This window comes from Hydrogenophaga sp. PBL-H3 (genome assembly GCF_010104355.1).
Classification (GTDB): Bacteria; Pseudomonadota; Gammaproteobacteria; order Burkholderiales; family Burkholderiaceae_C; genus Hydrogenophaga.
Genome location: NZ_CP044972.1, coordinates 730,224 through 751,297 on the forward strand (window position 1 = coordinate 730,224; position 21,074 = coordinate 751,297).

The window sequence follows — 21,074 nt, forward strand, 5'->3', positions numbered from 1 at the left end:
GCGCCTTCATGGACCCCCACCCCACCACCCGCACCGATACCGACACGCTCGTCATCGGCGCAGGCCCCGCCGGGCTGGCCACGGCGGCCTGCCTGGCGCAGCGCGGCGTGCGGGCGCTGGTGATCGATCAGGCGCACGAGGTGGCCTCCAGCTGGCGCCACCACTACGAGCGCCTGCACCTGCACACCGTCAAGACCCATTCGGCGCTGCCGGGTTTGCCGTTTCCAGCGGACGCACCACGGTATGTGTCGCGCCAGGGGGTGGTGGACTACCTCACGGCCTACGCGCAGCACCACGGCATCGCACCCGAGCTGGGCGAGGCCGTGGTGGGCATCGAAGCGGCGCCGCAGGGCAGTGGCGCCCGGTGGCTCACGCGCACGGCGCGTGGCCGCGTCATCGCATCCCGCCAGGTGGTGCTGGCCACCGGCGCCAACCGCCAACCACGCGCACCCACGCTGCCACACCAGGAGATCTTTGGCGGGCGCGTGCTGCACAGCCGCGAATACCGCAATGCCAGGCCGTTTGCTGGCCAGCGCGTGCTGGTGGTGGGCATGGGCAACACGGGTGCCGAGATCGCGCTGGACCTGGTGGAGCATGGCGTGCGCGCCGCGCTCTCGGTTCGCTCGCCCATCAACATCGTCTACCGCGACGTTCTGGGCCGGCCCACCCAGCTCTCCAGCATCCTGCTCAGCCGCCTGCCGCCCGCGCTGGGCGATGCCGCGGCCACCTTGCTGCGCAACCTCAGTGTGGGCGACCTCGGCCGCTACGGCCTGCACACCGCCAGCGTGTCACCGCTGCGCCAGCTGCGCGAAGACGGCAAGACGCCGGTGATCGACGTTGGCACGGTGGCGCGCATCAAGAGCGGCGACATCCAGGTCTACCCCGGCATCCAGACCCTGCTGCACGGCGGCGTGCGCTTCACCGACGGCACCGAACACCCGTTTGACACGGTGCTGCTGGCCACCGGCTTCGAGGCCGCCCTGGGCGAGCTGTTCCCCACCACACCCCTGCCGCTGGACGCGCGCGGCATGCCCGCCGATGTGGTGGGGCAGGGCGCGCTGGCCGGGGTGTGTTTCGTGGGCTTTGACGTGCGCCAGCCCGGCGGTCTGCTGCGAGCCATCGCAGGGCAGGCCCAGCGGGTGGCCGACCACATCGCCACACAGCCGTGACGCCAACCGGATTGAGCAAGGATCAGCACATGCCGACCACCGACACCCTCGAACGCTTCATCGCCCTGGTCGAGAGCAACGACCACGTCCAGGCCATCGAAACCTTCTATGCGCCGCACGCCTCCATGCAGGAGAACCAGGCCGCGCCGCGCGTGGGGCGCGACCTTCTGCTGGCGGGCGAGCGCAAGGTGATGGCGCGAGCGGCCTCCGTTGACTCGCGTTGCGTGCGCCCGGTGTTCGTGAACGGTGACCACGTGGTGATCCGCTGGGTGTTCCGCTTCGTCTGGCAGGACGACTCGGTCACCGAGATGGAAGAACTCGCGCACCAGCGCTGGGAGGGCGAGCGCATCGTGCAGGAACAGTTTTTCTACGACCCGGCGCAGCGCACACCCCAGTCGCCTCCGGGCGCCGCCATCTGAGCCCTCAGCGCTGACCGATCTTCACGTCGCCGAACAGCTGGTTCATGCCGCGCGGCTGGCTGCGCCAGTACTGCGGTGGGGCGTCCACCTGCGCACCGAGGCTGGCCGCTGCGTGCCAGGGCCAGCGCGGATCAAACAGCATGGCGCGCGCCAGGGCCACGAGATCGGCGCGACCGCTGGCAATGATCTCTTCGGCCTGCTCGGGCTCGGTGACCAGGCCCACGGCGATGGTGGGCAGGCCCACCTCGCGTTTGACCTGTTCGGCCAGTGGCACCTGGTAGCCGGGGCCGAGCGGAATCTGCTGCAGTGGCGAAATGCCCGCGCTGGAGACATGCATGAAGTGGCAGCCGCGCCTTTTGAGTTCGTGGCCGAACACCACGCTCTGTCCGGCGTCCCAGCCGCCGTCCACCCAGTCGGTGCCCGAGAGGCGCATGCCCAACGGCATGTGGGCCGGCAGCGCGGCGCGCACGGCGTCGAACACCGTCAGCGGGAAACGCATGCGGTTCTCCAGCGAGCCGCCGTATGCGTCGGTGCGCTGGTTGGAAATGGGTGAGAGGAACTGGTGCAGCAGATAACCGTGCGCCGCGTGCAACTCGATCGCGTCGATGCCGATGCGCTGGGCGCGCAGGGCCGCGTCCACAAACGCCTGCTGGATGCGCTCCAGGCCCGAGGCGTCGAGCGCGTGTGGCGCCGCCTCGTGCGCGAGGTGCGGAATGGCCGAGGGCGCCAGTGTTTCCCAGCCGCCGTCCTCTGGCGCGATGAGCTGGCCGCCTTCCCATGGCGTGCGGCTGGAAGCCTTGCGCCCCGCGTGCGAGAGCTGGATGGCGATCGGCATGGCCGAGTGCTTGCGCACTTTGGTGAGAACCTCACCCAGCGCGAGTTCGTTCGCTTCGTTCCACAGACCCAGGTCGGTGGGGGAAATGCGACCTTCGGGCGTGACCGCCGTGGCCTCCAGGATCAGCAGGCCGGCACCTGAGAGCGCGAGGTGTCCGAGGTGGATCAGGTGCCAGTCGGTGGCGTTGCCCTGGTCGGCCGAGTACTGGCACATGGGCGCGATCACGATGCGGTTTTTCAGGTGCAGCGGGCCAAGGGCGAAAGGCGAAAACAGCTGGCTCACGGTGGTTCCTTGAAGCGGAGAAGAAAGGTGAATGGCGGACTCAGGCGCCGCTGATCGGGTCGAAGGTGAGGTGCTCGCGCACCCAGGTGGCCGCGTTGGCATACACCTCGCCCTGCGCGCCCACGGCCACGTAGTCGGGGTGGCGCACTTCCAGTGGGCCTTCCAGGGTGGCGAGCAAGGCCACGGTGTCGGGCGGCACCTGCACCAGGCGGCTGCGCTCCACCTTGCGGTGGCGCCCCGGTCCGGCTGCTTCATAGGTGCGCGCGAACAGGTCTTTCTTGATCGGGTAGGCCGTGCCGTCGTCCAGCATCACGACCCAGTCCCGGCCCGGGTCGGCCGTGAGTTCGCCCCAGGCCACAGAAAAGGTCTCGGTGCCTCGCGGCTCGCGAATGGCCACCGTGAAGCGGCGCGAAGCCGTGCGCGGCGCGCCCCAGGCGGGCGGGATCTCGCTGGCGTGGCCGATGGCGATGCGTTGCTCGGGCACGGTTCAGCTCGGTTGGGGCTCGTTGAGGACTTGAAACGTCAGGCCTGCGCGCTCCTGCAGCCGCCGCACCAGCGTCAGGCCCATGGCCGCGCCGGGTGTCCACACGCCGCCGGGCGTCATGTCCCGGTCGATCTCGCGCGCCAGGCACAGCGCGGTTTCGCTGATGAGTTTGCAGGTGGAGCCGTAGCCCGGGTCGCGGTCGCCCTTCACGCTGGCCCGCAGGGTGCGGCCGTCTGCGGTCTGGCCGATGAACAGCACCTCGTAGCGGCCCTTCTCGCGTTGTTCTTTCGTCGGACCTTGCCCCGGCTGCGGCAGCGCAAAGCGGCGGATCAGCGCGCGCGTGGGGCCGAAGGCCAGCAGCGCGTTCTGCACCCGCGTGTTGCGCGCGAGCGCCCTGGCGCGCTTCTCCCCACTCGTTCCGCCGCCGGTGAGCATGCGTTCGCTGTACGTGAAATCGGTGCCCCAGGGATGGCCACGCAGCGCGTGGGTGCGGTGCACGTTCTTGGTGTTGATGGGGGCCATCACGAACGGCCCGCTCCACGACTGCGCGAGTTCGTCGAAAGCGGCGGTGCTGTCGTCGGGTTGTTGGGGGCCGCGAAAGCCCGGGGTGAGCGCAAACGGATCGGCCAGCGTGCGCGCCAGTGTCGGGTCGCGTCCGGCGGTTTCCAGCGTGGCCAGCAGGCTGGCCGCCGTGCCGCCCGAGAAGCCGCCCTTCATCACCTTCACCCGGCCGTGCACGCGCACCAGCGGGGCGCGCAGGCGCTGCATCGCCTCGTGCTGCAGGTAGACCACACCGAGGTCAAACGGGATGGAGTCGAAGCCACACGAGAACACGATGCGCGCGCCGCTGGCCGCCGCCGGACCTTGCAGGCGCGGGATCATCTGTGCCATCCAGCCCGGCTCGCCGCACAGGTCGACGTAGTCGGTGCCGGCCTGCGCGCAGGCGTCCACCAGTGCCTGGCCATGCCGCTGGTACGGCCCCACGGTGGTGATCACCACGCGGGCCCGCGCCACCAGCTGCAACAGCGCCGGCGGGTCGTTTGCGTCGGCCACCAGCAGCGGCAGGGCAGGGCTGATACCGAGCTCGTCGCGCACCTGGCTCAGCTTCTCCCGACTGCGCCCGGCCATGGCCCAGGTCACATCACCGCCGGTGCCCTGGGTGTTGTGCAGGTACTCGGCCACCAGCCGTCCGGTGAAGCCGGTGGCACCGAACACGATGATGTCGAAGGTTTTGTCCATGCGGCATGGTCGCAGAAACGCGGGGTTCACACCCTCTCTCTCAGGGTATGCACGGAGCACCGATGTCGAACCGGAGACAGCTCTTCACATTTTCACAAAGCAAGTGCTTGTTGAAATTCGGCGGCACTGCTATGGTTTGTGTCCATGAACCTGGACATTCCCGAACCCCTGGCTGCGGAGGCGGGCAGCGATGCACCGCGGCGCTCGCGTGGGCGGCCGCGCAAGACCGCCGATGAGCGCGACGACGGCAACCGGCGGCGCGAACTCGTCACCGCGGCGGCGCGGCTGTTTCGGGCGCAGGGCTTTGCCGGCACCAGCACGCGGGACATTGCCACCGCCGTGGGCATGCGCTCGGGCTCGCCCTTCTACCATTTCGAGAGCAAGGAAGCCCTGCTGGCTGCGGTGATGCTGGAAGGCATGCAGGGCGCGCTGCAGCGGCAGAACGCCGCGCTGGCCGGCCTGCCGCCGGGCGCCGGTGTGCGCGAGCGCCTGCGGGTGCTGGTGCGCAACCACTTCGACGTGCTGCTCGGCCCCGACAGCGATTTCATTCCCGTGATGCTCTACGAATGGCGCTCGCTGGACGCCTCGCAGCGTGGCGAGGTCAACCGCCTGAAAGACCAGTACGAGGCCGATTGGGTGCCGGTGCTGGCGGCGCTGCACGCGCAAGGCCAGCTCGGCAGCGATCCGGTGCTCGCGCGGCTCATGATCTTTGGCGCGCTCAACTGGTCGGCCCAGTGGTACGCACCGCCTTCGGGCCGCAGCGCCAAGGCGCGTGCGCGCGCCTCGCTCGACGACCTCACCACCTCGGCCTTGCAACTCTTTCTGAAGGAACCGACATGACCACCGAACACAAGCACTACCGATCGGCGTTTGCCCCTGGCCTGTTGCAGGGCCGCGTGATTGTGGTCACTGGTGGCGGATCGGGCATTGGCCGCTGCACCGCGCACGAGCTCGCCAGCCTGGGCGCGCACGTGGTGCTGATCGGCCGCAAGCTGGAGAAGCTGCAGGACACGGCCGGCGAGATCGTGGCCGACGGCGGACGCGCGAGTTTCCACGCCTGCGACATCCGCGATGAAGACGCGGTGCGCACCGTGGTCACCGCCATCGTCGGCGCGCACGGCCGCATCGACGCGCTGGTGAACAACGCGGGCGGCCAGTACATCACGCCGCTGGAGAACATCAGCGCCAAGGGCTGGCAGGCGGTGATCGACACCAACCTCACCGGCGGTTTCCTGATGGCGCGCGAGTGTTATGTGCAGAGCATGCAGGAGCGGGGTGGCGCAATTGTCAACATCGTGGCCGACATGTGGGGCTCGATGCCCGGCATGGGGCACAGCGGCGCAGCACGCGCGGGCATGGTGAATTTCACCGAGACCGCCGCGCTGGAGTGGGCACGCAGCGGCGTGCGCGTGAACGCGGTGGCGCCGGGCTACATCGCCTCCAGCGGCATGGACCACTATCCAGCAGAGGCCGGCCCCATGCTGCGCGAGATGCGCGACACGGTGCCGGCCGGGCGCTTCGGCAACGAGGCCGAAACCTCGGCCGCCATCGTCTTCCTGCTCTCGCCCGCCGCCAGCTTCATCAGCGGCAGTGTGCTGCGCGTGGACGGCGCGCGCCCGCAGGTGCGCATGGGCTGGGGCCAGGTGGCCGCCCCCGTGGCCGTGCAGGACCGTGATGCGGTGAAGCCCTTTGATGGGTTTCATCGTTATGTGACGCCGAAGGTTTTTCAGGATGTTTGAATCGTCTTTCAACCCCCAGAGTCCGCAGGCGCGACAGCGCCGCGAAGCCATGCTCGCGCGCATCGCGCAGCTGCGCGCGCTCGAAGACCGCGCCGCACAGACCTCGGCCAAATCGAAACCTGTGTTTGACAAGCGCGGCCAGCTGCTGCCGCGCGAGCGCGTGGCCCTGCTGCTGGACCCGGGCGCGCCCTGGGTGCCGCTGTGTTCGCTGGCCGGCTACCTGCAGGACACGAAAGACCCCGAGAAGTCGGTGCCCGGCGGCGGCATGGTGGCGGGCATGGGCTTCATTGCCGGTGTGCGCTGCATGGTGGTGGCGAGCGACTCCGGTATCGAGGCCGGTGCCATCCAGGCGCGAGGGCTGGAGAAGATCCTGCGCGTGCAGGACATTGCGCTGCAGAACAAGCTGCCCTTTGTGCACCTGGTGGAAAGCGCTGGTGCCAACCTCATGAAATACAAGGTCGAGGGTTTCGTGCACGGCGGGGCGCTGTTCAGAAACCTGGCGCGCCACTCGGCCGCTGGACTGCCGGTGATCACGGTCCAGCACGGCTCGGGCACGGCGGGTGGGGCCTACATGCCGGGCCTCTCCGACATCGTGATCATGGTGCGCGGGCGCTCACGGGCTTTTCTTGCCGGGCCACCGTTGCTGATGGCCGCCACGGGCGAGGTGGCCACCGAGGAGGAACTGGGTGGGGCGGAGATGCACACCGGTGTGTCGGGGCTGGGGGAGTATTTGGCGGAGGATGACCGGGAGGCGTTGGGGATTGCGCGGCGGTTGATGGGGCAGTTGGCGGCGCGGGCCCCCACCCCAGCCCTACCCCAGGGGGGGAGGGGGCCGGAACTCCCTCCCCCCTTGGGGGAGGGCAGGGGTGGGGGCCACGAGCGCCAACCCCTCCTTCCTGGCGAAGAACTCCTCGCCCTCATGCCTGCGCACCACCGCGAGCCGGTGGACATGCGCGAGGTCATCGCCCGCATCGTCGATGGCTCGGAGCTGCTCGAATTCAAGGCGCTCTTTGGCGCCGCCACGCTGTGCGTGCAGGCCCGCATCCACGGCCACGCGGTGGGCATCATCAGCAACAACGGCCCGATCGACGTGGCCGGCGCGAACAAGGCCACGCACTTCATCCAGTGGATGTGCCAGCTCGGCCACCCCATCGTCTACTTGCAGAACACCACCGGCTACATGGTGGGCAAGGACAGCGAGCAGGGCGGGATGATCAAGCACGGCAGCAAGATGATCCAGGCGGTGACCAGCGCCACCGTGCCGCAGATCACCATCCAGTGCGGGGCGTCGTTTGGCGCAGGCAACTACGGCATGTGCGGGCGCGGCTACGAGCCTCGTTTTCTCTTCAGCTGGCCGCAGGCCAAGACGGCGGTGATGGGCGGTGAGCAGGCCGCGCGCACGATGCAGATCGTGGCCGAGGCTGGCATGGCGCGCAAAGGCATCACGCCCGACCCGGTGCAGATGCAGGCGCAGTTCGACCAGATCGTGAACGTGTTCGAAAGTCAGGCCGACGCTTTTTACACCAGCGGCCTGGTGCTCGACGACGGCGTGATCGACCCGCGCGACACCCGTGCCGTGCTCGCCTTCTGCCTGGACACCTGCACTGAAGCAGCAGCGCGCGAACCCCGACCCATGCAGTTCGGCGTGGCGCGCATGTAAGCACCCATTCAAAACAACAGGAGACAAGCCATGCAATTCACCCACGAACACCGCGAGATCCAGAAGACGCTCAAGCGCTACATCGACGAACACATCAACCCGCATGTGGACGAATGGGAAGCGGCCGAGATGATGCCCGCGCACGAGATCTTCAAGGGCCTGGGCGATCTCGGCCTGCTCGGCCTCACCAAGCCCGAGGCGCATGGTGGCGCGGGGCTCGACTACTCCTACAGCATGGCCATGGCCGAAACGCTGGGACACATCCACTGCGGCGGTGTGCCCATGGCCATCGGCGTGCAGACCGACATGGCCACACCCGCGCTCGCGCGCTTCGGCAGCGAAGAACTCAAGCGCGAATTTCTCGCGCCTGCCATTGCGGGCGACATGGTGGGCTGCATCGGCGTGAGCGAGCCCGGTGCCGGCAGCGATGTGTCGGCCATCAAGAGCGTGGCGCGCAAGGACGGCGACGACTACGTGATCAGCGGCCAGAAGATGTGGATCACCAACAGCCTGCAGGCCGACTGGATGTGCATGCTGGTCAACACCAGCGACGGCCCTGCGCACAAGAACAAGAGCCTGGTGATGGTGCGCATGCGCGAGAACGGCAAGCTCGTCAAAGGCATCGAGGTGGCGCAGAAGATCAAGAAGATCGGCATGAACAGCAGCGACACCGGACTCATCTACTTTGACGAGGTGCGTGTGCCGCAGAGCAACCGCATCGGCCAGGAGGGCGCGGGCTTCATCTACCAGATGCAGCAGTTTCAGGAAGAGCGCCTGTGGTGCGCGGCCAGCACGCTGGAGAGCCTGACCAACTGCATTGGCTGGACGGTGGAGTGGGCGCAGGAACGCAAGCTCTTCGGCGCCAGCCTGGCCGACCAGCAGTGGGTGCAGTTCAAGCTGGCCGAGCTGAAGACCGAGGTGGAGAGCCTGCGCGCGCTCACCTACCTGGCGTGTGAACGCTACGTGGCCGGCGAAGACGTGACCGAGTGGGCGACCATGGCCAAGCTCAAGGCCGGGCGCCTGAACCGCACCGTGCCCGACACCTGTTTGCAGTTCTGGGGCGGCATGGGCTTCACCTGGGAGAACAAGGTCTCGCGCATGTACCGCGATGGTCGGCTGGCCTCCATCGGCGGTGGGGCGGACGAGGTGATGTTGGGGATATTGGCGAAGACGATGGGCATCACAAAAAGGCCAGTGAAGTGAGCCAGACCTTCCTGATTGAGCGGCGGGGCGACACCGAGCGCTGGACCCTCAACGACCCCGCCACGCGCAATGCCCTGAGCGACGCCATGGTGCTCGGCCTGTATGAAGCCACCCTGCGCGCGCAGCAAGACGACACCCTGCGCGTCATCGTGCTCACCGGCGCGCCCGGCGCCTTCACCGCGGGCGGCAGCCTCGGCAACTTTTCCAGTGCCATCGGCCAGCCGCTCAAGCCCGGCGAAGACGACCCTTTGATCGCCCTGAACCGGGGCTTTGGCGATGTGTTGCACGCGCTGTGCGCGCTGCCGCAACTGCTGGTGTGCGCGGTCGACGGCGCGGCCATGGGGGGTGGTTTTGGCCTGGTGTGCTGCGCCGACCACGTGATCGCCACCGAGCGCTCGGTGTTCGGCACACCCGAGGTGACGCTGGGCCTGCCGCCCGCGCAGATCGCGCCCTTTGTGTGGATGCGTCTGGGCGAGGCCAAAGCACGCCAGTGTTTGCTGCAAGGCCTGAGCTTTCGCGCCGAGGCCGCGATGCAGCTGGGCCTGGTGGACGAGGTGGCCGACGACGGCGAACTCGAGAAAGGCCTGCAGGAACGTCTTGAGCGGCTCAAGCGCGCCGCCCCCGGCGCGGTGGCCAGCACCAAACGCCTGCTGCAGCGCCTGCGCGGCGATGTGCCCGACCTGCGCGATGAAGCGGCCATGGCCTTTGCCGCCGCACTGCGTGGCCCGGAGGCGGCGGCGGGCCTGGCCGCGTTTGCCCGCAAAAAACCAGCACCCTGGGCCGACAAGCCATGAAGCGCCTGCTGATTGCCAACCGCGGCGAGATCGCCCGCCGCGTGATCCGCACCGCGCACGCCATGGGCATCCAGACCGTGGCCGTGTACGCCGACCCCGATCGCCACGCGCTGCATGTGTTTGACGCCACCACCGCGTTTGCGCTGGGTGGCACCACCTCGGCCGAGTCGTATCTGTGCGTGGACCGGTTGATTGAAGCCGCGCGCGCCACCGGCGCCGATGCCGTGCACCCCGGTTACGGCTTCCTCAGCGAAAACGCCGACTTCGCGCAGGCCGTGATCGACGCCGGCCTCACCTGGGTCGGCCCACCGCCGGCGGCCATTCATGCGCTGGGCAGCAAGTCGGCCGCGAAAGCGCTGGCGCTGTCGCAGGGCGTGCCCTGCCTGCCCGGCTACTTTGGTGCCGACCAGCGCGAAGACACCTTGGTGGCCGAGGCGCAGCGCGTGGGCTTTCCGCTCATGGTGAAGGCGGTGGCCGGGGGTGGCGGGCGCGGCATGCGGCTGGTGCTGGACGCGTCTCAGTTGCTGCCCGCACTGCGCAGCGCGAGGTCGGAAGCCCTGAGCGGCTTTGGCAACGGCGACCTGCTGATCGAACGCGCGCTTCTGCGCCCACGGCATGTGGAGGTGCAGGTGTTTGCCGATGCGCACGGCCACTGCGTGCACCTGGGTGAGCGTGATTGTTCGGTACAACGCCGACACCAGAAGATCATCGAAGAAGCGCCGAGCCCGGCGGTGTCGCCAGCCCTGCGCGAAGAGCTGGGGCACTGCGCGGTGGCGCTGGCGCAGGCGGCGGGGTATGTGGGGGCGGGGACGGTGGAGTTTCTGCTGGAGGGCAGCGCTTTCCACCTGATGGAGATGAACACCCGACTGCAGGTGGAGCACCCCGTCACCGAAGCACTCACCGGCCTGGACCTCGTCGAATGGCAACTCCGCGTCGCGCGCGGCGAACCCCTGCCGCTCACGCAAGAGCAGATCACGTTCCAGGGCCACGCCATCGAAGTGCGCCTGTGCGCCGAAGACGACCACCACACGCCACACACCGGCCGCGTGGGCCGCTTCACCGAACCACCGACGGTCCCCGGCCTGCGCTTCGACCACGCGCTGGAAAACGGCAGTGAAGTCACACCGCATTTCGATTCGATGCTGGGCAAGCTCATCGCCCACGCAGCCACCCGCGCCGAGGCGATCGATCGCCTTGCCCACGCGCTGGACCACACCCAGGTGCTAGGCCTGCCGACCAACCGCGCGTTTCTCGCGGCCTGCCTGCGCCACCCGGTGTTTGGGGCGGGCGATGCGCTCATTCCGTTTCTGGCCGAGCACGGCGAAGACCTGCGCAGCCACCTCGCCGCCCAGCGCGCGCCAGGTCAGCCCGCGCTGGTGGTGGCCATGCTCGCCGTGCAACACGCTGCCGCGCCGCCCGCATCCAGCCTGGCCGTGCCGTTCACCCGGCCGCTGCGCTTCGGCCTGCCGGATGCGGTCTGCTCGCTCGACGTGCAGGAACTCGGCGCCGGGCAGCTGCGCATCAGCCACGGTGAGACCACGCACAGCGCCCACGTGGAAGCCCTGGCCGGTGGACAGCTGCGCGTGCTGCTCGACGACCGCCAGTGGCTGGCCAACGCCGTGCTCACGGCGCCAGGCCGCTGGCATGTGCAGGTGCAAGGTGCTGGCGCCACGGTGGACGGCTGGCTCACCGAGCTGAGCCACCACCCGGCCCAGCGTGCCGGCGGCAGCGAGCGCGCGCGCGAACTGCGCGCCCCGTTCAACGGCAAGCTCATCGCCGTGCACGCCCAGCCCGGCAACGCCGTGGCCAAGGGCGCGCCGCTGCTGGTGATCGAATCCATGAAGCTCGAACACACACTGAGCGCGCCGCGCGACCTGACCGTGGAGAGCCTCTCGGTCGCAGCGGGTCAACAGGTCGCGCCCGGACAATTGCTCATCACGTTTGCAGCATGAACACGACGCAAGACTTCACCCCCGAAGACCGGACCGCGCTGCTCGACACCGTGCAGCGCTTCGCCACCCAGGCCATCGCGCCCCATGTGAGCGCGTGGGACGAGGCCGGGGAGTTCCCGCGCAGCCTGTACCACCAGGCGGCCGCACTCGGCCTGCTCGGCCTGGGCTACCCCGAGCACCTGGGCGGCACACCCGCGCCCTGGAGCGTGCGCAACGCCATGTCGCAAACGCTGGCGCGCTTCGGTGGCAGCGGCGGCGTGATGGCCAGCCTGTTCACCCACAACATCGGTCTGCCGCCCGTGCTGGTGCACGGCACAACCGAGCAGCAGGCCGAAATCATTCCGCCCGTGTTGCGCGGCGAACAGATCGCGGCGCTGGGCATCACCGAGCCCGGCGGCGGGTCGGACGTGGCCGCGCTGCGCACCACCGCACGGCTGGAAGGCAACGAATACGTGATCGACGGCGAGAAGGTGTTCATCACCTCCGGCATGCGCTGCGACTGGATCACGCTGGCGGTGCGCACAGACCCGCACAGCAAAGGTGCCGGCGGCATCAGCATGATCGTCGTGCCCTGCAACACCCCCGGCATCTCGCGCAGCAAGCTGCACAAGATGGGCTGGCACTGCAGCGACACGGCGCACCTGCGCTTTGACGGCGTGCGAGTGCCCGCGCGCTTGCGCCTGGGGCCCGAGGGCGCGGGCTTTCGCATGATCATGGGCAACTTCAATGGCGAGCGCCTCGCCATGTCGGCCATGGCGCTCGGCTTTGCACAGGCCTGCTATGACGAAGCCCTGGCCTGGGCCCGCCAGCGCAGCACCTTCGGCGCGCCACTTATCGAACGACAAGTGATCCGCCACAAGCTCATGGACATGCAGATGCGCATCCAGTCCACCCAGGCCTGGGTGGACGCGCTCGGTGCGCGGGTGGACGCAGGAGACGATGGCGCCGACTGGGTGGCCAACGTTTGTCTTTTGAAAAACCACGCCACCCAGACCATGCAGCACTGTTCTGATGCCGCCGTGCAGATGCTCGGCGCCATGGGCTACATGCGCGGCACCGTGAGCGAGCGCGTGTACCGCGAAGTGAAGGTCATGATGATCGGCGGCGGTGCTGAAGAGATCATGAAAGAGCTGGCCGCACGACAATGGAATCTATGAGCAAGACAACAACGACCTCACCACCCGCCGCTGTCGAATTCGAGCCCGAATTCATCGACGCGCTCAAACAGCTGTTTGAAGAAAAGATCGTGTTCAACCAGGTGCTGGGCCTGAAGATCGCCACCATCACGCCCGACAAGGTGACTGCCCGCATCGACATGAAGCCCCAGCTGGTTGGCCACTACAGCCACAACCGCATCCACGGCGGCGTCATCAGCGCCTGCCTCGACGCCATGGGCGGCCTGGCCTGCATGGCCGCCATCGGCGCACGCCACATGACGGAGCCGCCCCTGCAACGCCTGCACCGCTTCAGCAAACTCGGCACCATCGACCTGCGCATCGACTACCTGCGCCCCGGCATCAGCGAGCACTTTGAGTTGCGAGCCGAAGTCATGCGCCTGGGCTCGCGCGTGGCGAGCACGCGCATGGAGTTTCTGGGGGCGGACGGCAAGCTGTTGTCCACCGGCGCCGGCGCGTATATCGTTTCTTGAAGTTCCCCCAACCCACCCCAAGGAGACAGCCATGATCAAAGTCAGCGTGATGTACCCCAACACCCCGGGCGCGCGTTTCAACCACGAGTACTATCGCGACAAGCACATGCCGATGGTGCAGGCCAAGATGGGCGCGGCACTCAAGTCCTACACGGTGGACAAAGGCCTGGCCGGTGGTGCCCCCGGCGCACCGGCCACGTATGTGGGCATGTGCCACCTGTTCTGCGACTCGGTGGAAACCTTCCAGGCCGGCTTCGGCCCACATGCCAAAGAGATCATGGCCGACATCCCGAACTACACCGATATCGCGCCGGTGATGCAGATCAGTGAGGTGGTGGTGGGGTGATTGCGACGGCGCCTACATTTTTTGAATTGCTAACTTTCCGCAGCTTCTCTGCGTTACCTGGATGGATGCCGCTGAGATGAACGTGAACAGAGCGCACTACCAGGACACGATCACTGAATTCCTGCAGACCTCTCCAGACGCAATCTGCGGAGTTTTGGCCAGTCGCAGCGACTTTGCTGTTGAACGTCCGCAGATGCAGGCATGGCGGGAACAGGTCGATTTGCTACAACCCGTGCTTGCGCCTTATGCAGGTCGGGGTCATGTGTTCTTCGAGTTTGTACTGCCCCGCATCGGCAGACGCGTCGATGTCGTGTTGGTCATTCAACAACTTGTGTTCGTGCTTGAATTCAAGGTTGGTGAAACCGAGTTTCAACGCCATGCGATTGATCAGGTCTGGGACTACGCGTTAGACCTGAAGAACTTTCACGAACCATCGCACGGGGTGCCTATCGTGCCGGTGCTGGTCGCAACGCGAGCCCCCACAAGTGACTTGCGGTACGAGTCACCCGCTGGAGACGAGGTGTACTCACCTCTGAGGGTCGGTTCGCAGCAGTTGGCGCCATTGCTGGACTTGTATCTCGCGGGTGTTGCTGGCGTACCAATTGAGGGTGCTGCGTGGGGGGCAGGTCGCTACAGTCCAACCCCCACAATCATCGAAGCGGCGCGAGCGTTGTATAGCGGACACTCGGTCGCCGACATATCAAGAAGCGATGCAGGTGTATCCAATCTGACCCGTACCTCCAATTACCTGAGCGCCGTTATTGCTGACGCCCAGCAACACGGTAGAAAGGTTGTCTGCCTATTGACCGGTGTACCAGGTGCCGGCAAAACGCTGGTTGGTTTGGATATAGCTACACAGCACATGGATGCGACCAGTGCGCTGCACAGCGTTTTCTTGTCGGGCAACGGTCCGTTGGTTGCCATACTCCGCGAAGCGTTGGCCCGGGACCACGTTCAGCGCGAACGCCAAGCTGGTCGGTCGCTCACAAAGAGCGTGGCTCGTCGCCAAGTAGAGACCTTCATCCAGAACGTCCACCACTTCCGGGATGATTGCCTCGTCAATCCAGGCGCGCCACCCGAGCATGTAGCCATCTTTGACGAAGCGCAACGCGCTTGGAACCGCGAGCAGACCGTTGCTTTCATGACGCGCAAAAAGGGGCAGCCTGACTTCGATGCATCGGAGCCCGAATATCTCCTGTCATGCATGGATCGACACACCGACTGGGCTGTAGTCCTCTGCCTTGTAGGGGGAGGACAGGAAATCAATACTGGAGAGGCAGGAATTTCTGAATGGATCGATGCGTTGCGTACACGCTACCCGCATTGGTCCGTGCACATATCGCCGCGCTTGCAAGAATCAGAGTATGCGTCGGGAGCTGCACTCGAAGCACTCCAAAGCCATGATCTGGTTCATCTCGATGAGGCGCTACACCTCAGCGTCTCGATGCGCTCGTTCCGAGCTGAGCGGGTATCGGACTGGGTTAAGTTCGTGCTCGATCTAGAAGTTCAGAAGGCTCAGGACACCTTGCGGGATCTGCTCCCGCGCTACCCGATCGTGGTGACTCGTAACCTTGCCTCTGCTAAGGCGTGGGTCAAGGCGAATGCGCGGGGTAGCGAGCGCTTCGGCTTGGTCGTGTCCTCCCAAGCGCAGCGGCTCAAGCCACATGCCATCGATGTGCGGGTTCCAGTGGATCCAGTTCATTGGTTCTTGAGTCCTAAGGACGATGTGCGCTCGTCCTACTACTTGGAAGATGCGGCTACCGAGTTCCACGTACAAGGTTTGGAGTTGGACTGGGCCTGCGTCGTATGGGATGCAGACTTTCGCAAGGTGGACCAAGCCTGGGATCACTGGTCATTCGTAGGTAGTCGTTGGCAACGGGTGCGCAAGGCTGAGCGACAAACCTATTTGAAGAATGCCTACAGGGTTCTTCTCACTCGCGCCCGTCAAGGAATGGCGCTCGTGATACCCGGAGGCAGTGAGGAAGATCCCACTCGAGATCCGAGCTTCTACGACGCGACCTATTCCTATCTTCAATCGATCGGCGTTCCGACCTTGGATTGAGTCGGAGTGGGCTTCTCCCGGCTATGCGGCCTCACCCCCCACCAAGCCACCCCCACCGCCACCGCAAACCCCGTGTACCCCGCCACAAACACCCACCAAGGCGCTTCCCAGTACAACAGGCGCGACAACCAGTGCTCGATGAAGCTTTCGCGGTAGCCGCTTTGGCCGGCGAGGCGGCGCAGGTCTTGTTCCCACACGGTCAGGGGGCATAGCTGGCCGAGCCAGGCCTGGGCGGCGATGAAGACCATCAGGGCCAGGTGGGTGAGGCGCAAGCCGAAGTGGCGCACCCAGCGCCAGCCCAGGGCGCCGCCGATCAAGACGAGGGGCAGCAGGCCGACCACGAACAGCACGATGCCCACGTGCAGCGCGAGGATGGCGTCGGCGAGCCACAGGGCTGTGGCGGGGCTCAGGTGGGTCATGCGGCCATGGTACGGGGGCAGGCGAAAAAAAACCGCCAGCACACAAGGTGTTGGCGGCTGCACGCATGGCCTGCCGAAGCAGGCAACGTGTCATTCGTTGATCACACAGCGTTCACTTGCCGGTGTCGATCTTCATGTATTCAGAGACGACTTTCCAGCGGTTGTCCTGCAGTTGCGAGAGGCGCGTGGAGTTGCTGCCCAGGCGCTTGGTGGGGCTGAAGGTCATCTCGGCGCTGCCGAAGATGTCGGGCGGGATGGTCATGGTGTCCATGGCCTTGATGAAGCTCTCGGTGGTCAGGTTGTTGCCGGCCTTGCCCGCGGCGCGCAGGAAGGTGTCCACCAGCGAATAGCCATACACCGAGAACACGGTGGGGTCTTCGTTGAACTTGGTCTTGTACTTGTTGGCCCAGAAACGGATGGGTTGCGAGGCTTCGTCGGTGTAGGGGTTCTGCACCGTCATGGTGGCGTACAGGCCGTTCATGGCCGGGCCGCCGAGCTTGTGGATCAGGTCGGTGTAGGCGGCACTCGACCCGATGAAGGTGGGGTTGAAGCCCAGGCGCTTGGCCGTGGCAATGCCGCCGATGGTCTCGCGGATGATGGTGCCGAGCACGACCATGTCGCAGCCGCTGGCCTGCAGTTTCTGCATCTGTGAGGCGAAGTCGGTGGCGCCGCGCTTGTAGCTGGTTTCTTCCGCCAGCGTCATGCCGATGCCCTTGAGGCCGTCCTCGGCGCCGCGCTTCACTTCCAGGCCGAACTCGTCGTCCTGGTACATGGTGCAGACCTTCTTGGCGCCTTTTTCCTTCACCAGCTTGGGCACGGCGATCTTCATCTGGTCGTAGTAGGTGGCGGCAAAGCTGTACTTGAGCTTGTGGAAGGGCTCATACATTTCGCGTGCGGCCGTCACAGGGAAGAAGTTGATCACGTTCTTCTGGAATTGCACCGGCATGGCGGCCATGTTTTGCGCGGTACCGATGTGGCCGACCATGGCGAAGATCTTGTCCTGGTTCACCAGCTTCTGCGCGGCCAGCACGGCGCGGCGCGGGTCGTAGGCCGAGTCTTCCACCAGCAGCTTGATCTTGCGGCCGTTGATGCCGCCTTGTTCGTTGACCTCGTCCACGCGCAGCATCATGCCCAGGCGCACCTGCTTGCCAAAGCCGGCAATGGGGCCCGAGAGATCCTGAATGGAGCCCAGGACGATTTCGTCCTTGCTCACGCCTTGCGCCTGCGCCAGCGCAGCGCCGCTGCCCAGGGCAAGCAGGGCGGCAACCAATGTCAGTCGGGTTTTCATCTTGTGTGTCTCCTGGGGTGGTGGTCGGGTGAGGGGTAGAGAACGGGGTCAGCTGTACATTGCGTTGATCTGCGGCTCGTACTTGGTCTGCACCAGCTTGCGTTTGAGCTTCATGGTGGGCGTGAGTTCTTCGTCTTCTGCGCTGAGCTGGGTGTCGAGCAGGAAGAACTTCTTGATCTGTTCCACCCGGGCAAATTTCTTGTTCACGCGATCGATCTCGGTCTGGATCAGCGCCTGCACTTCGGGCGCCTTGGTGAGGCTGGCGTAGTTGGAAAACGGCACATCGTTGTCCTGCGCATACTTCTCCACGTTTTCCTGGTCGATCATGATGATGACGGTGAGGTAGGGCTTCTTGTCACCGATCACCACGGCGTCTGTCACGTAAGGCGAAAACTTGAGTTCGTTCTCCAGTTCGCTTGGCGTGATGTTCTTGCCGCCTGCGGTGATGATGATGTCTTTCATGCGGTCGGTGATGCGGAAAAACCCTTCCTCATCCACCACGCCCACATCGCCCGTGTGCAGCCATCCCTCGGCGTCGATGGTCTCGGCGGTTTTCTCGGGCAGGTTCAGGTAGCCCATGAACACGTTGGGGCCGCGCACCAGGATTTCACTGGTCACCGGGTCGAGCTTGACCTCGTTGTAGCTGGCCGCGGGGCCGATGCTGCCGGGCTTGATGCGCTCGGCCGGAATGCCGGTGGAGGCGCCGCAGGTTTCAGTCATGCCCCACACCTCCAGCATGGGCACGCCCAGCGCCAGGTACCAGCGCACCAGCTCGGGCGAAATGGGTGCCGCCCCGGTGACGAGAAAGCGTGCCTTGTGGATGCCGATGAGCTTGCGCACGTTGTTGAGCACCAGCGTGCGCGCGACATGAAACTGCAATCGCAGACCGCCGGGCACCGGCTTGCCGGCCATCACCAGATCGGCCACCTGCTGGCCCACGCCGATGGCCCAGCCGTAGGCGGCCTGCTGGATCTTGCCGGCTTCTTTGAGCGTGATCATCACGCCCGAATAAAACTTTTCCCACACGCGCGGCACGGCGGTGAACACCGTGGGCGCGATCTCGCGCACGTTCTCCGGCACAGTCTCGGGGTTCTCCACGAAGTTGAGCTTGGCCCCGGTGTAGAGCGAAAAATATTCGCCGCCCATGCGCTCGGCAATGTGGCACAGCGGCAGGAAACACATGCACTCGTCGCTCTCGCTGCGGGCAATCAGCGTGTTGTAGCCCCGCACGGTGTAGACCAGTCCCTTGTGCGAATGCATGGCGCCCTTGGGGCGGCCCGTGGTGCCCGAGGTGTAGACCAGGATCGCCAGTTCGTCGGGCTTGCAGGCGGCCACGCGCGCCTCCAGCATGCCGGGGTGCTGCTGCAGGTGGGCACGGCCCAGCTCGCGCAGCTGCATCAGGCTGATCACCTGCGGGTCGTTGAGCTCGCGCAGGCCTTCCATGTCTTCCACGACTATTCTGCGCAGGCGAGGCAGGTGCTCGCGCACCTCCAGTGCCTTGTCCAGCTGCTCGTCGTTTTCCACGAAGAGCACGGTGGTGCCCGAGTCGGCGCAGAGGTACTGCACCTGCTCGGCCGCGTCGGTGGGGTAGATGCCGTTGGAGATGCCGCCCACACTCAGCACGGCGATGTCGCACAGCACCCACTCGATGGTGGTGTTGGAGAGGATGGACGCGGTCTCCCGCGCCTCAAACCCGATGGCCATCAGGCCGTGGGCGATCTCGCGCACCGCGTCACCGGTCTGGTTCCAGCTCCAGCTGCGCCAGATGCCGAACTCCTTCTGCCGCATCCACACGTTGGGCCCACGTTGCTTCACACCGTTCCAGAACAGAGCCGGAATGGTGTCGCCTTCCAGCACCACCTTGTTTTGCGGCTGGATGCCGGAGAGGTCCCAGAGGTTGCTCATGTCTTATCTCCAGTTCTTCTTCTTCTTCCAGCGCCGGTCGGCGCGCACGCCTTCCTCCTTCATGCCGAGGTAGAACTCCTTGATGTCGTCCTTCTCGCGCAGGTGGGCGCAGGTGTCTTCCATCACGATGCGGCCGTTTTCCAGCACGTAGCCGTAGTCGGAGGCATTGAGGGCCATGTTGGCGTTTTGCTCCACCAGCAAGATGGTGGTGCCGCGCTCGCGGTTGATGCGAACCACGATCTCGAAGATCTCCTTGGTCAGCTTCGGGGAGAGGCCCAGGCTGGGTTCGTCGAGCAGGATCAGGTCGGGGTTGGCCATGAGCGCACGGCTGATGGCCAGCATCTGCTGCTGCCCGCCCGAGAGCAGGCCGGCATCTTGCGCGGCGCGCTCGCGCAGGATGGGAAAGTAGTTGAACACCGCCTCCATGTCGCGCGCCACGCCGTCGCGGTCCTTGCGGGTGTAGGCGCCCATCAGCAGGTTGTCGCGCACCGAGAGCAGGGCAAACACCTCGCGCCCTTCGGGCACATGGCTCAGGCCCTGCTGCACGATGAAGGCCGGGTCTTGCGCGGTGATGTTCTCGCCCTTGAACTCGATCGAACCCTTGCGCGGGTCGATGATGCCGCTGATGGTTTTCAGGATGGTGGTCTTGCCCGCGCCGTTGGAGCCGAGCACGGTGGCGATCTCGCTGCGGCGCACCTGCAGGCTCACGCCGCGGATGGCCTTGATCGGGCCGTAGGCGCTCTCGACGTTGAGCAGTTTCAGGACCGGTGCGTCTGTGGTGGCAAAGCTCATGCTTTCACCCCCACGGTGACAGGCTTGTGGTTTTCGCGGCGCAGGCTGGAGACGTCGTCCATCGAGCCCAGGTAAGCCTCGATCACGCCGGGGTCGCTCTGCACCTGCGCCGGCGTGCCCGAGGCCAGCTCGGTGCCCATGCTCATGGCCAGCACCCGGTCGGAGACCTTGGAGACCAGGCTCATGTCGTGCTCCACCATCAGCACCGTGATGCCGAGTTCGTTCTTGATGTCGGTGATCCAGAACGCCATGTCTTCGGTCTCCTCCACGTTCAGCCCTGAGGACGGCTCGTCGAGCAGCAGCAGCTTGGGTTCGGTGCACAGCGCACGCGCGAGCTCCACTACCTTGCGCACGCCATACGGCAGGCCGGCCACCATGGATTCGCGGTGGTGCTGCAAGTCGAGCAGGTCGATGACGTGCTCCACCTTCTCGCGCGCCTCGATCTCGGCCGCGCGGGTCTTGCCGGTGAAGAAGAGTTCGCCCCACAACCCGGTCTTGCGGTGCGTGTGGCGGCCGATCAGCAGGTTCTGCAGCACGGTGGCGTGCTCGAACAGTTCGATGTTCTGAAAGGTGCGCGCAATGCCGAGGTTGGCGATCTGGTGCGGCGCCTGGTCGGTCAGGCGCAGCATGCCCTCGGGCCCGGCGAAGTCGATGGTGCCGGTGGTGGGCGTGTAGATGCGGCTGATCAGGTTGAAGACCGTGGTCTTGCCCGCGCCGTTGGGACCGATCAGGGTGAAAACCTCGCCACGCTTCACGTCGAAGCTCACGTTGTTGACCGCCAGCACGCCGCCGAAGCGCACGCTCAGGTTCTTGGCCGAAAGGAGGATGTCGTTCATGG

At 65.9% G+C, this 21,074-nt stretch carries 20 protein-coding genes; 12 read left to right on the forward strand and 8 right to left on the reverse strand.

The window, feature by feature from the left end:
* The first annotated feature begins 8 nt into the window (after nucleotides 1-8).
* Both F9Z44_RS03490 and F9Z44_RS03495 read left to right on the forward strand, forming a co-directional pair.
* Complete coding sequence (locus F9Z44_RS03490) at nucleotides 9-1,169, forward strand: flavin-containing monooxygenase (protein WP_159603638.1); 1,161 nt, start codon at nucleotides 9-11, stop codon at nucleotides 1,167-1,169.
* A 29-nt stretch (nucleotides 1,170-1,198) separates the two neighbouring features.
* Nucleotides 1,199-1,588: a nuclear transport factor 2 family protein gene (locus tag F9Z44_RS03495; protein ID WP_159603640.1), complete on the forward strand. Its 390-nt coding sequence runs from the start codon at nucleotides 1,199-1,201 to the stop codon at nucleotides 1,586-1,588.
* A gap of 4 nt (nucleotides 1,589-1,592) precedes the next feature.
* Here the strand turns inward: F9Z44_RS03495 and F9Z44_RS03500 are convergent, their stop codons facing one another.
* Genes F9Z44_RS03500 through F9Z44_RS03510 form a run of 3 tightly spaced genes read right to left on the reverse strand, consistent with a single transcriptional unit; the run spans nucleotide 1,593 to nucleotide 4,428 of the window.
* Nucleotides 1,593-2,705: an NADH:flavin oxidoreductase/NADH oxidase gene (locus F9Z44_RS03500; protein ID WP_159603642.1), complete on the reverse strand. Its 1,113-nt coding sequence runs from the start codon at nucleotides 2,703-2,705 to the stop codon at nucleotides 1,593-1,595.
* 40 nt (nucleotides 2,706-2,745) lie between these two features.
* Complete coding sequence (locus F9Z44_RS03505; protein ID WP_159603644.1) at nucleotides 2,746-3,189, reverse strand: hypothetical protein; 444 nt, start codon at nucleotides 3,187-3,189, stop codon at nucleotides 2,746-2,748.
* A gap of 3 nt (nucleotides 3,190-3,192) precedes the next feature.
* The gene (locus tag F9Z44_RS03510; RefSeq protein ID WP_159603646.1) at nucleotides 3,193-4,428 is read right to left on the reverse strand and encodes a saccharopine dehydrogenase family protein; all 1,236 of its coding nucleotides are present in this window, start codon (nucleotides 4,426-4,428) and stop codon (nucleotides 3,193-3,195) included.
* A gap of 144 nt (nucleotides 4,429-4,572) precedes the next feature.
* Here F9Z44_RS03510 and F9Z44_RS03515 point away from each other — a divergent pair, with 144 nt between their 5' ends.
* The 10 genes from F9Z44_RS03515 to F9Z44_RS03560 all read left to right on the forward strand — a co-directional run bounded on the left by F9Z44_RS03515 (nucleotide 4,573) and on the right by F9Z44_RS03560 (nucleotide 15,832).
* Nucleotides 4,573-5,268: a TetR/AcrR family transcriptional regulator gene (locus F9Z44_RS03515; RefSeq protein WP_159603648.1), complete on the forward strand. Its 696-nt coding sequence runs from the start codon at nucleotides 4,573-4,575 to the stop codon at nucleotides 5,266-5,268.
* A complete protein-coding gene (locus F9Z44_RS03520) occupies nucleotides 5,265-6,167 on the forward strand; it encodes an SDR family oxidoreductase (RefSeq protein WP_159603650.1) in 903 nt (300 codons plus the stop codon). The genes F9Z44_RS03515 and F9Z44_RS03520 overlap by 4 nt, the downstream gene beginning before the upstream one ends.
* The gene (locus F9Z44_RS03525; protein ID WP_159603652.1) at nucleotides 6,160-7,827 is read left to right on the forward strand and encodes an acyl-CoA carboxylase subunit beta; all 1,668 of its coding nucleotides are present in this window, start codon (nucleotides 6,160-6,162) and stop codon (nucleotides 7,825-7,827) included. The genes F9Z44_RS03520 and F9Z44_RS03525 overlap by 8 nt, the downstream gene beginning before the upstream one ends.
* Nucleotides 7,828-7,857: 30 nt before the next feature.
* A complete protein-coding gene (locus F9Z44_RS03530; protein WP_159603654.1) occupies nucleotides 7,858-9,030 on the forward strand; it encodes an acyl-CoA dehydrogenase family protein in 1,173 nt (390 codons plus the stop codon).
* Entirely contained in the window at nucleotides 9,027-9,824 is a 798-nt protein-coding gene (locus tag F9Z44_RS03535) for an enoyl-CoA hydratase/isomerase family protein (protein WP_159603656.1), read from the forward strand. The genes F9Z44_RS03530 and F9Z44_RS03535 overlap by 4 nt, the downstream gene beginning before the upstream one ends.
* On the forward strand, nucleotides 9,821-11,776 hold the full coding sequence (locus tag F9Z44_RS03540) for an acetyl/propionyl/methylcrotonyl-CoA carboxylase subunit alpha (protein ID WP_159603658.1): 1,956 nt from the start codon (nucleotides 9,821-9,823) through the stop codon (nucleotides 11,774-11,776). Before F9Z44_RS03535 ends, F9Z44_RS03540 begins: the two co-directional genes overlap by 4 nt.
* Nucleotides 11,773-12,933 carry an acyl-CoA dehydrogenase family protein gene (locus F9Z44_RS03545; protein WP_159603660.1) on the forward strand — a complete coding sequence of 387 codons (1,161 nt, stop codon included), beginning with the start codon at nucleotides 11,773-11,775 and terminating at the stop codon, nucleotides 12,931-12,933. The genes F9Z44_RS03540 and F9Z44_RS03545 overlap by 4 nt, the downstream gene beginning before the upstream one ends.
* Nucleotides 12,930-13,424 carry a thioesterase family protein gene (locus F9Z44_RS03550; protein ID WP_159603662.1) on the forward strand — a complete coding sequence of 165 codons (495 nt, stop codon included), beginning with the start codon at nucleotides 12,930-12,932 and terminating at the stop codon, nucleotides 13,422-13,424. Before F9Z44_RS03545 ends, F9Z44_RS03550 begins: the two co-directional genes overlap by 4 nt.
* Before the next feature lie 31 nt (nucleotides 13,425-13,455).
* Entirely contained in the window at nucleotides 13,456-13,770 is a 315-nt protein-coding gene (locus tag F9Z44_RS03555) for an EthD family reductase (protein WP_159603664.1), read from the forward strand.
* A 61-nt stretch (nucleotides 13,771-13,831) separates the two neighbouring features.
* Nucleotides 13,832-15,832 (forward strand): DUF2075 domain-containing protein, encoded by a 2,001-nt coding sequence (locus tag F9Z44_RS03560; protein ID WP_238407290.1) that lies wholly within the window; start codon nucleotides 13,832-13,834, stop codon nucleotides 15,830-15,832.
* Here F9Z44_RS03560 and F9Z44_RS03565 read toward each other — a convergent pair.
* From F9Z44_RS03565 to F9Z44_RS03585, 5 genes are all read right to left on the reverse strand, one after another.
* Nucleotides 15,802-16,251, reverse strand: coding sequence for a DUF2784 domain-containing protein (locus F9Z44_RS03565; RefSeq protein ID WP_159603666.1), 450 nt, complete (start codon nucleotides 16,249-16,251; stop codon nucleotides 15,802-15,804). The genes F9Z44_RS03560 and F9Z44_RS03565 overlap by 31 nt on opposite strands.
* 112 nt (nucleotides 16,252-16,363) lie before the next feature.
* Nucleotides 16,364-17,539, reverse strand: a complete 1,176-nt coding sequence (locus tag F9Z44_RS03570; RefSeq protein ID WP_159603668.1) for an ABC transporter substrate-binding protein — start codon at nucleotides 17,537-17,539, stop codon at nucleotides 16,364-16,366.
* A gap of 48 nt (nucleotides 17,540-17,587) precedes the next feature.
* The gene (locus tag F9Z44_RS03575) at nucleotides 17,588-19,444 is read right to left on the reverse strand and encodes an AMP-dependent synthetase/ligase (protein ID WP_159603670.1); all 1,857 of its coding nucleotides are present in this window, start codon (nucleotides 19,442-19,444) and stop codon (nucleotides 17,588-17,590) included.
* A 3-nt stretch (nucleotides 19,445-19,447) separates the two neighbouring features.
* Entirely contained in the window at nucleotides 19,448-20,236 is a 789-nt protein-coding gene (locus F9Z44_RS03580; protein WP_159603671.1) for an ABC transporter ATP-binding protein, read from the reverse strand.
* Complete coding sequence (locus F9Z44_RS03585) at nucleotides 20,233-21,072, reverse strand: ABC transporter ATP-binding protein (RefSeq protein WP_159603672.1); 840 nt, start codon at nucleotides 21,070-21,072, stop codon at nucleotides 20,233-20,235. The genes F9Z44_RS03580 and F9Z44_RS03585 overlap by 4 nt, the downstream gene beginning before the upstream one ends.
* Between the last annotated feature and the right edge of the window lie 2 nt (nucleotides 21,073-21,074).

What these genes read in the sequence shown, in the direction of transcription:
- F9Z44_RS03565 (WP_159603666.1), bottom strand. Translation starts at nt 16,251, where the DNA reads ATGACCCACCTGAGCCCCGCCACAGCCCTGTGGCTCGCCGACGCCATC.
- F9Z44_RS03575 (WP_159603670.1), bottom strand. Translation starts at nt 19,444, where the DNA reads ATGAGCAACCTCTGGGACCTCTCCGGCATCCAGCCGCAAAACAAGGTG.
- F9Z44_RS03580 (WP_159603671.1), bottom strand. Translation starts at nt 20,236, where the DNA reads ATGAGCTTTGCCACCACAGACGCACCGGTCCTGAAACTGCTCAACGTC.
- F9Z44_RS03545 (WP_159603660.1), top strand. Translation starts at nt 11,773, where the DNA reads ATGAACACGACGCAAGACTTCACCCCCGAAGACCGGACCGCGCTGCTC.
- F9Z44_RS03490 (WP_159603638.1), top strand. Translation starts at nt 9, where the DNA reads ATGGACCCCCACCCCACCACCCGCACCGATACCGACACGCTCGTCATC.
- F9Z44_RS03515 (WP_159603648.1), top strand. Translation starts at nt 4,573, where the DNA reads ATGAACCTGGACATTCCCGAACCCCTGGCTGCGGAGGCGGGCAGCGAT.
- F9Z44_RS03550 (WP_159603662.1), top strand. Translation starts at nt 12,930, where the DNA reads ATGAGCAAGACAACAACGACCTCACCACCCGCCGCTGTCGAATTCGAG.
- F9Z44_RS03560 (WP_238407290.1), top strand. Translation starts at nt 13,832, where the DNA reads ATGGATGCCGCTGAGATGAACGTGAACAGAGCGCACTACCAGGACACG.
- F9Z44_RS03570 (WP_159603668.1), bottom strand. Translation starts at nt 17,539, where the DNA reads ATGAAAACCCGACTGACATTGGTTGCCGCCCTGCTTGCCCTGGGCAGC.
- F9Z44_RS03520 (WP_159603650.1), top strand. Translation starts at nt 5,265, where the DNA reads ATGACCACCGAACACAAGCACTACCGATCGGCGTTTGCCCCTGGCCTG.
- F9Z44_RS03540 (WP_159603658.1), top strand. Translation starts at nt 9,821, where the DNA reads ATGAAGCGCCTGCTGATTGCCAACCGCGGCGAGATCGCCCGCCGCGTG.
- F9Z44_RS03495 (WP_159603640.1), top strand. Translation starts at nt 1,199, where the DNA reads ATGCCGACCACCGACACCCTCGAACGCTTCATCGCCCTGGTCGAGAGC.
- F9Z44_RS03510 (WP_159603646.1), bottom strand. Translation starts at nt 4,428, where the DNA reads ATGGACAAAACCTTCGACATCATCGTGTTCGGTGCCACCGGCTTCACC.
- F9Z44_RS03555 (WP_159603664.1), top strand. Translation starts at nt 13,456, where the DNA reads ATGATCAAAGTCAGCGTGATGTACCCCAACACCCCGGGCGCGCGTTTC.
- F9Z44_RS03530 (WP_159603654.1), top strand. Translation starts at nt 7,858, where the DNA reads ATGCAATTCACCCACGAACACCGCGAGATCCAGAAGACGCTCAAGCGC.
- F9Z44_RS03585 (WP_159603672.1), bottom strand. Translation starts at nt 21,072, where the DNA reads ATGAACGACATCCTCCTTTCGGCCAAGAACCTGAGCGTGCGCTTCGGC.
- F9Z44_RS03525 (WP_159603652.1), top strand. Translation starts at nt 6,160, where the DNA reads ATGTTTGAATCGTCTTTCAACCCCCAGAGTCCGCAGGCGCGACAGCGC.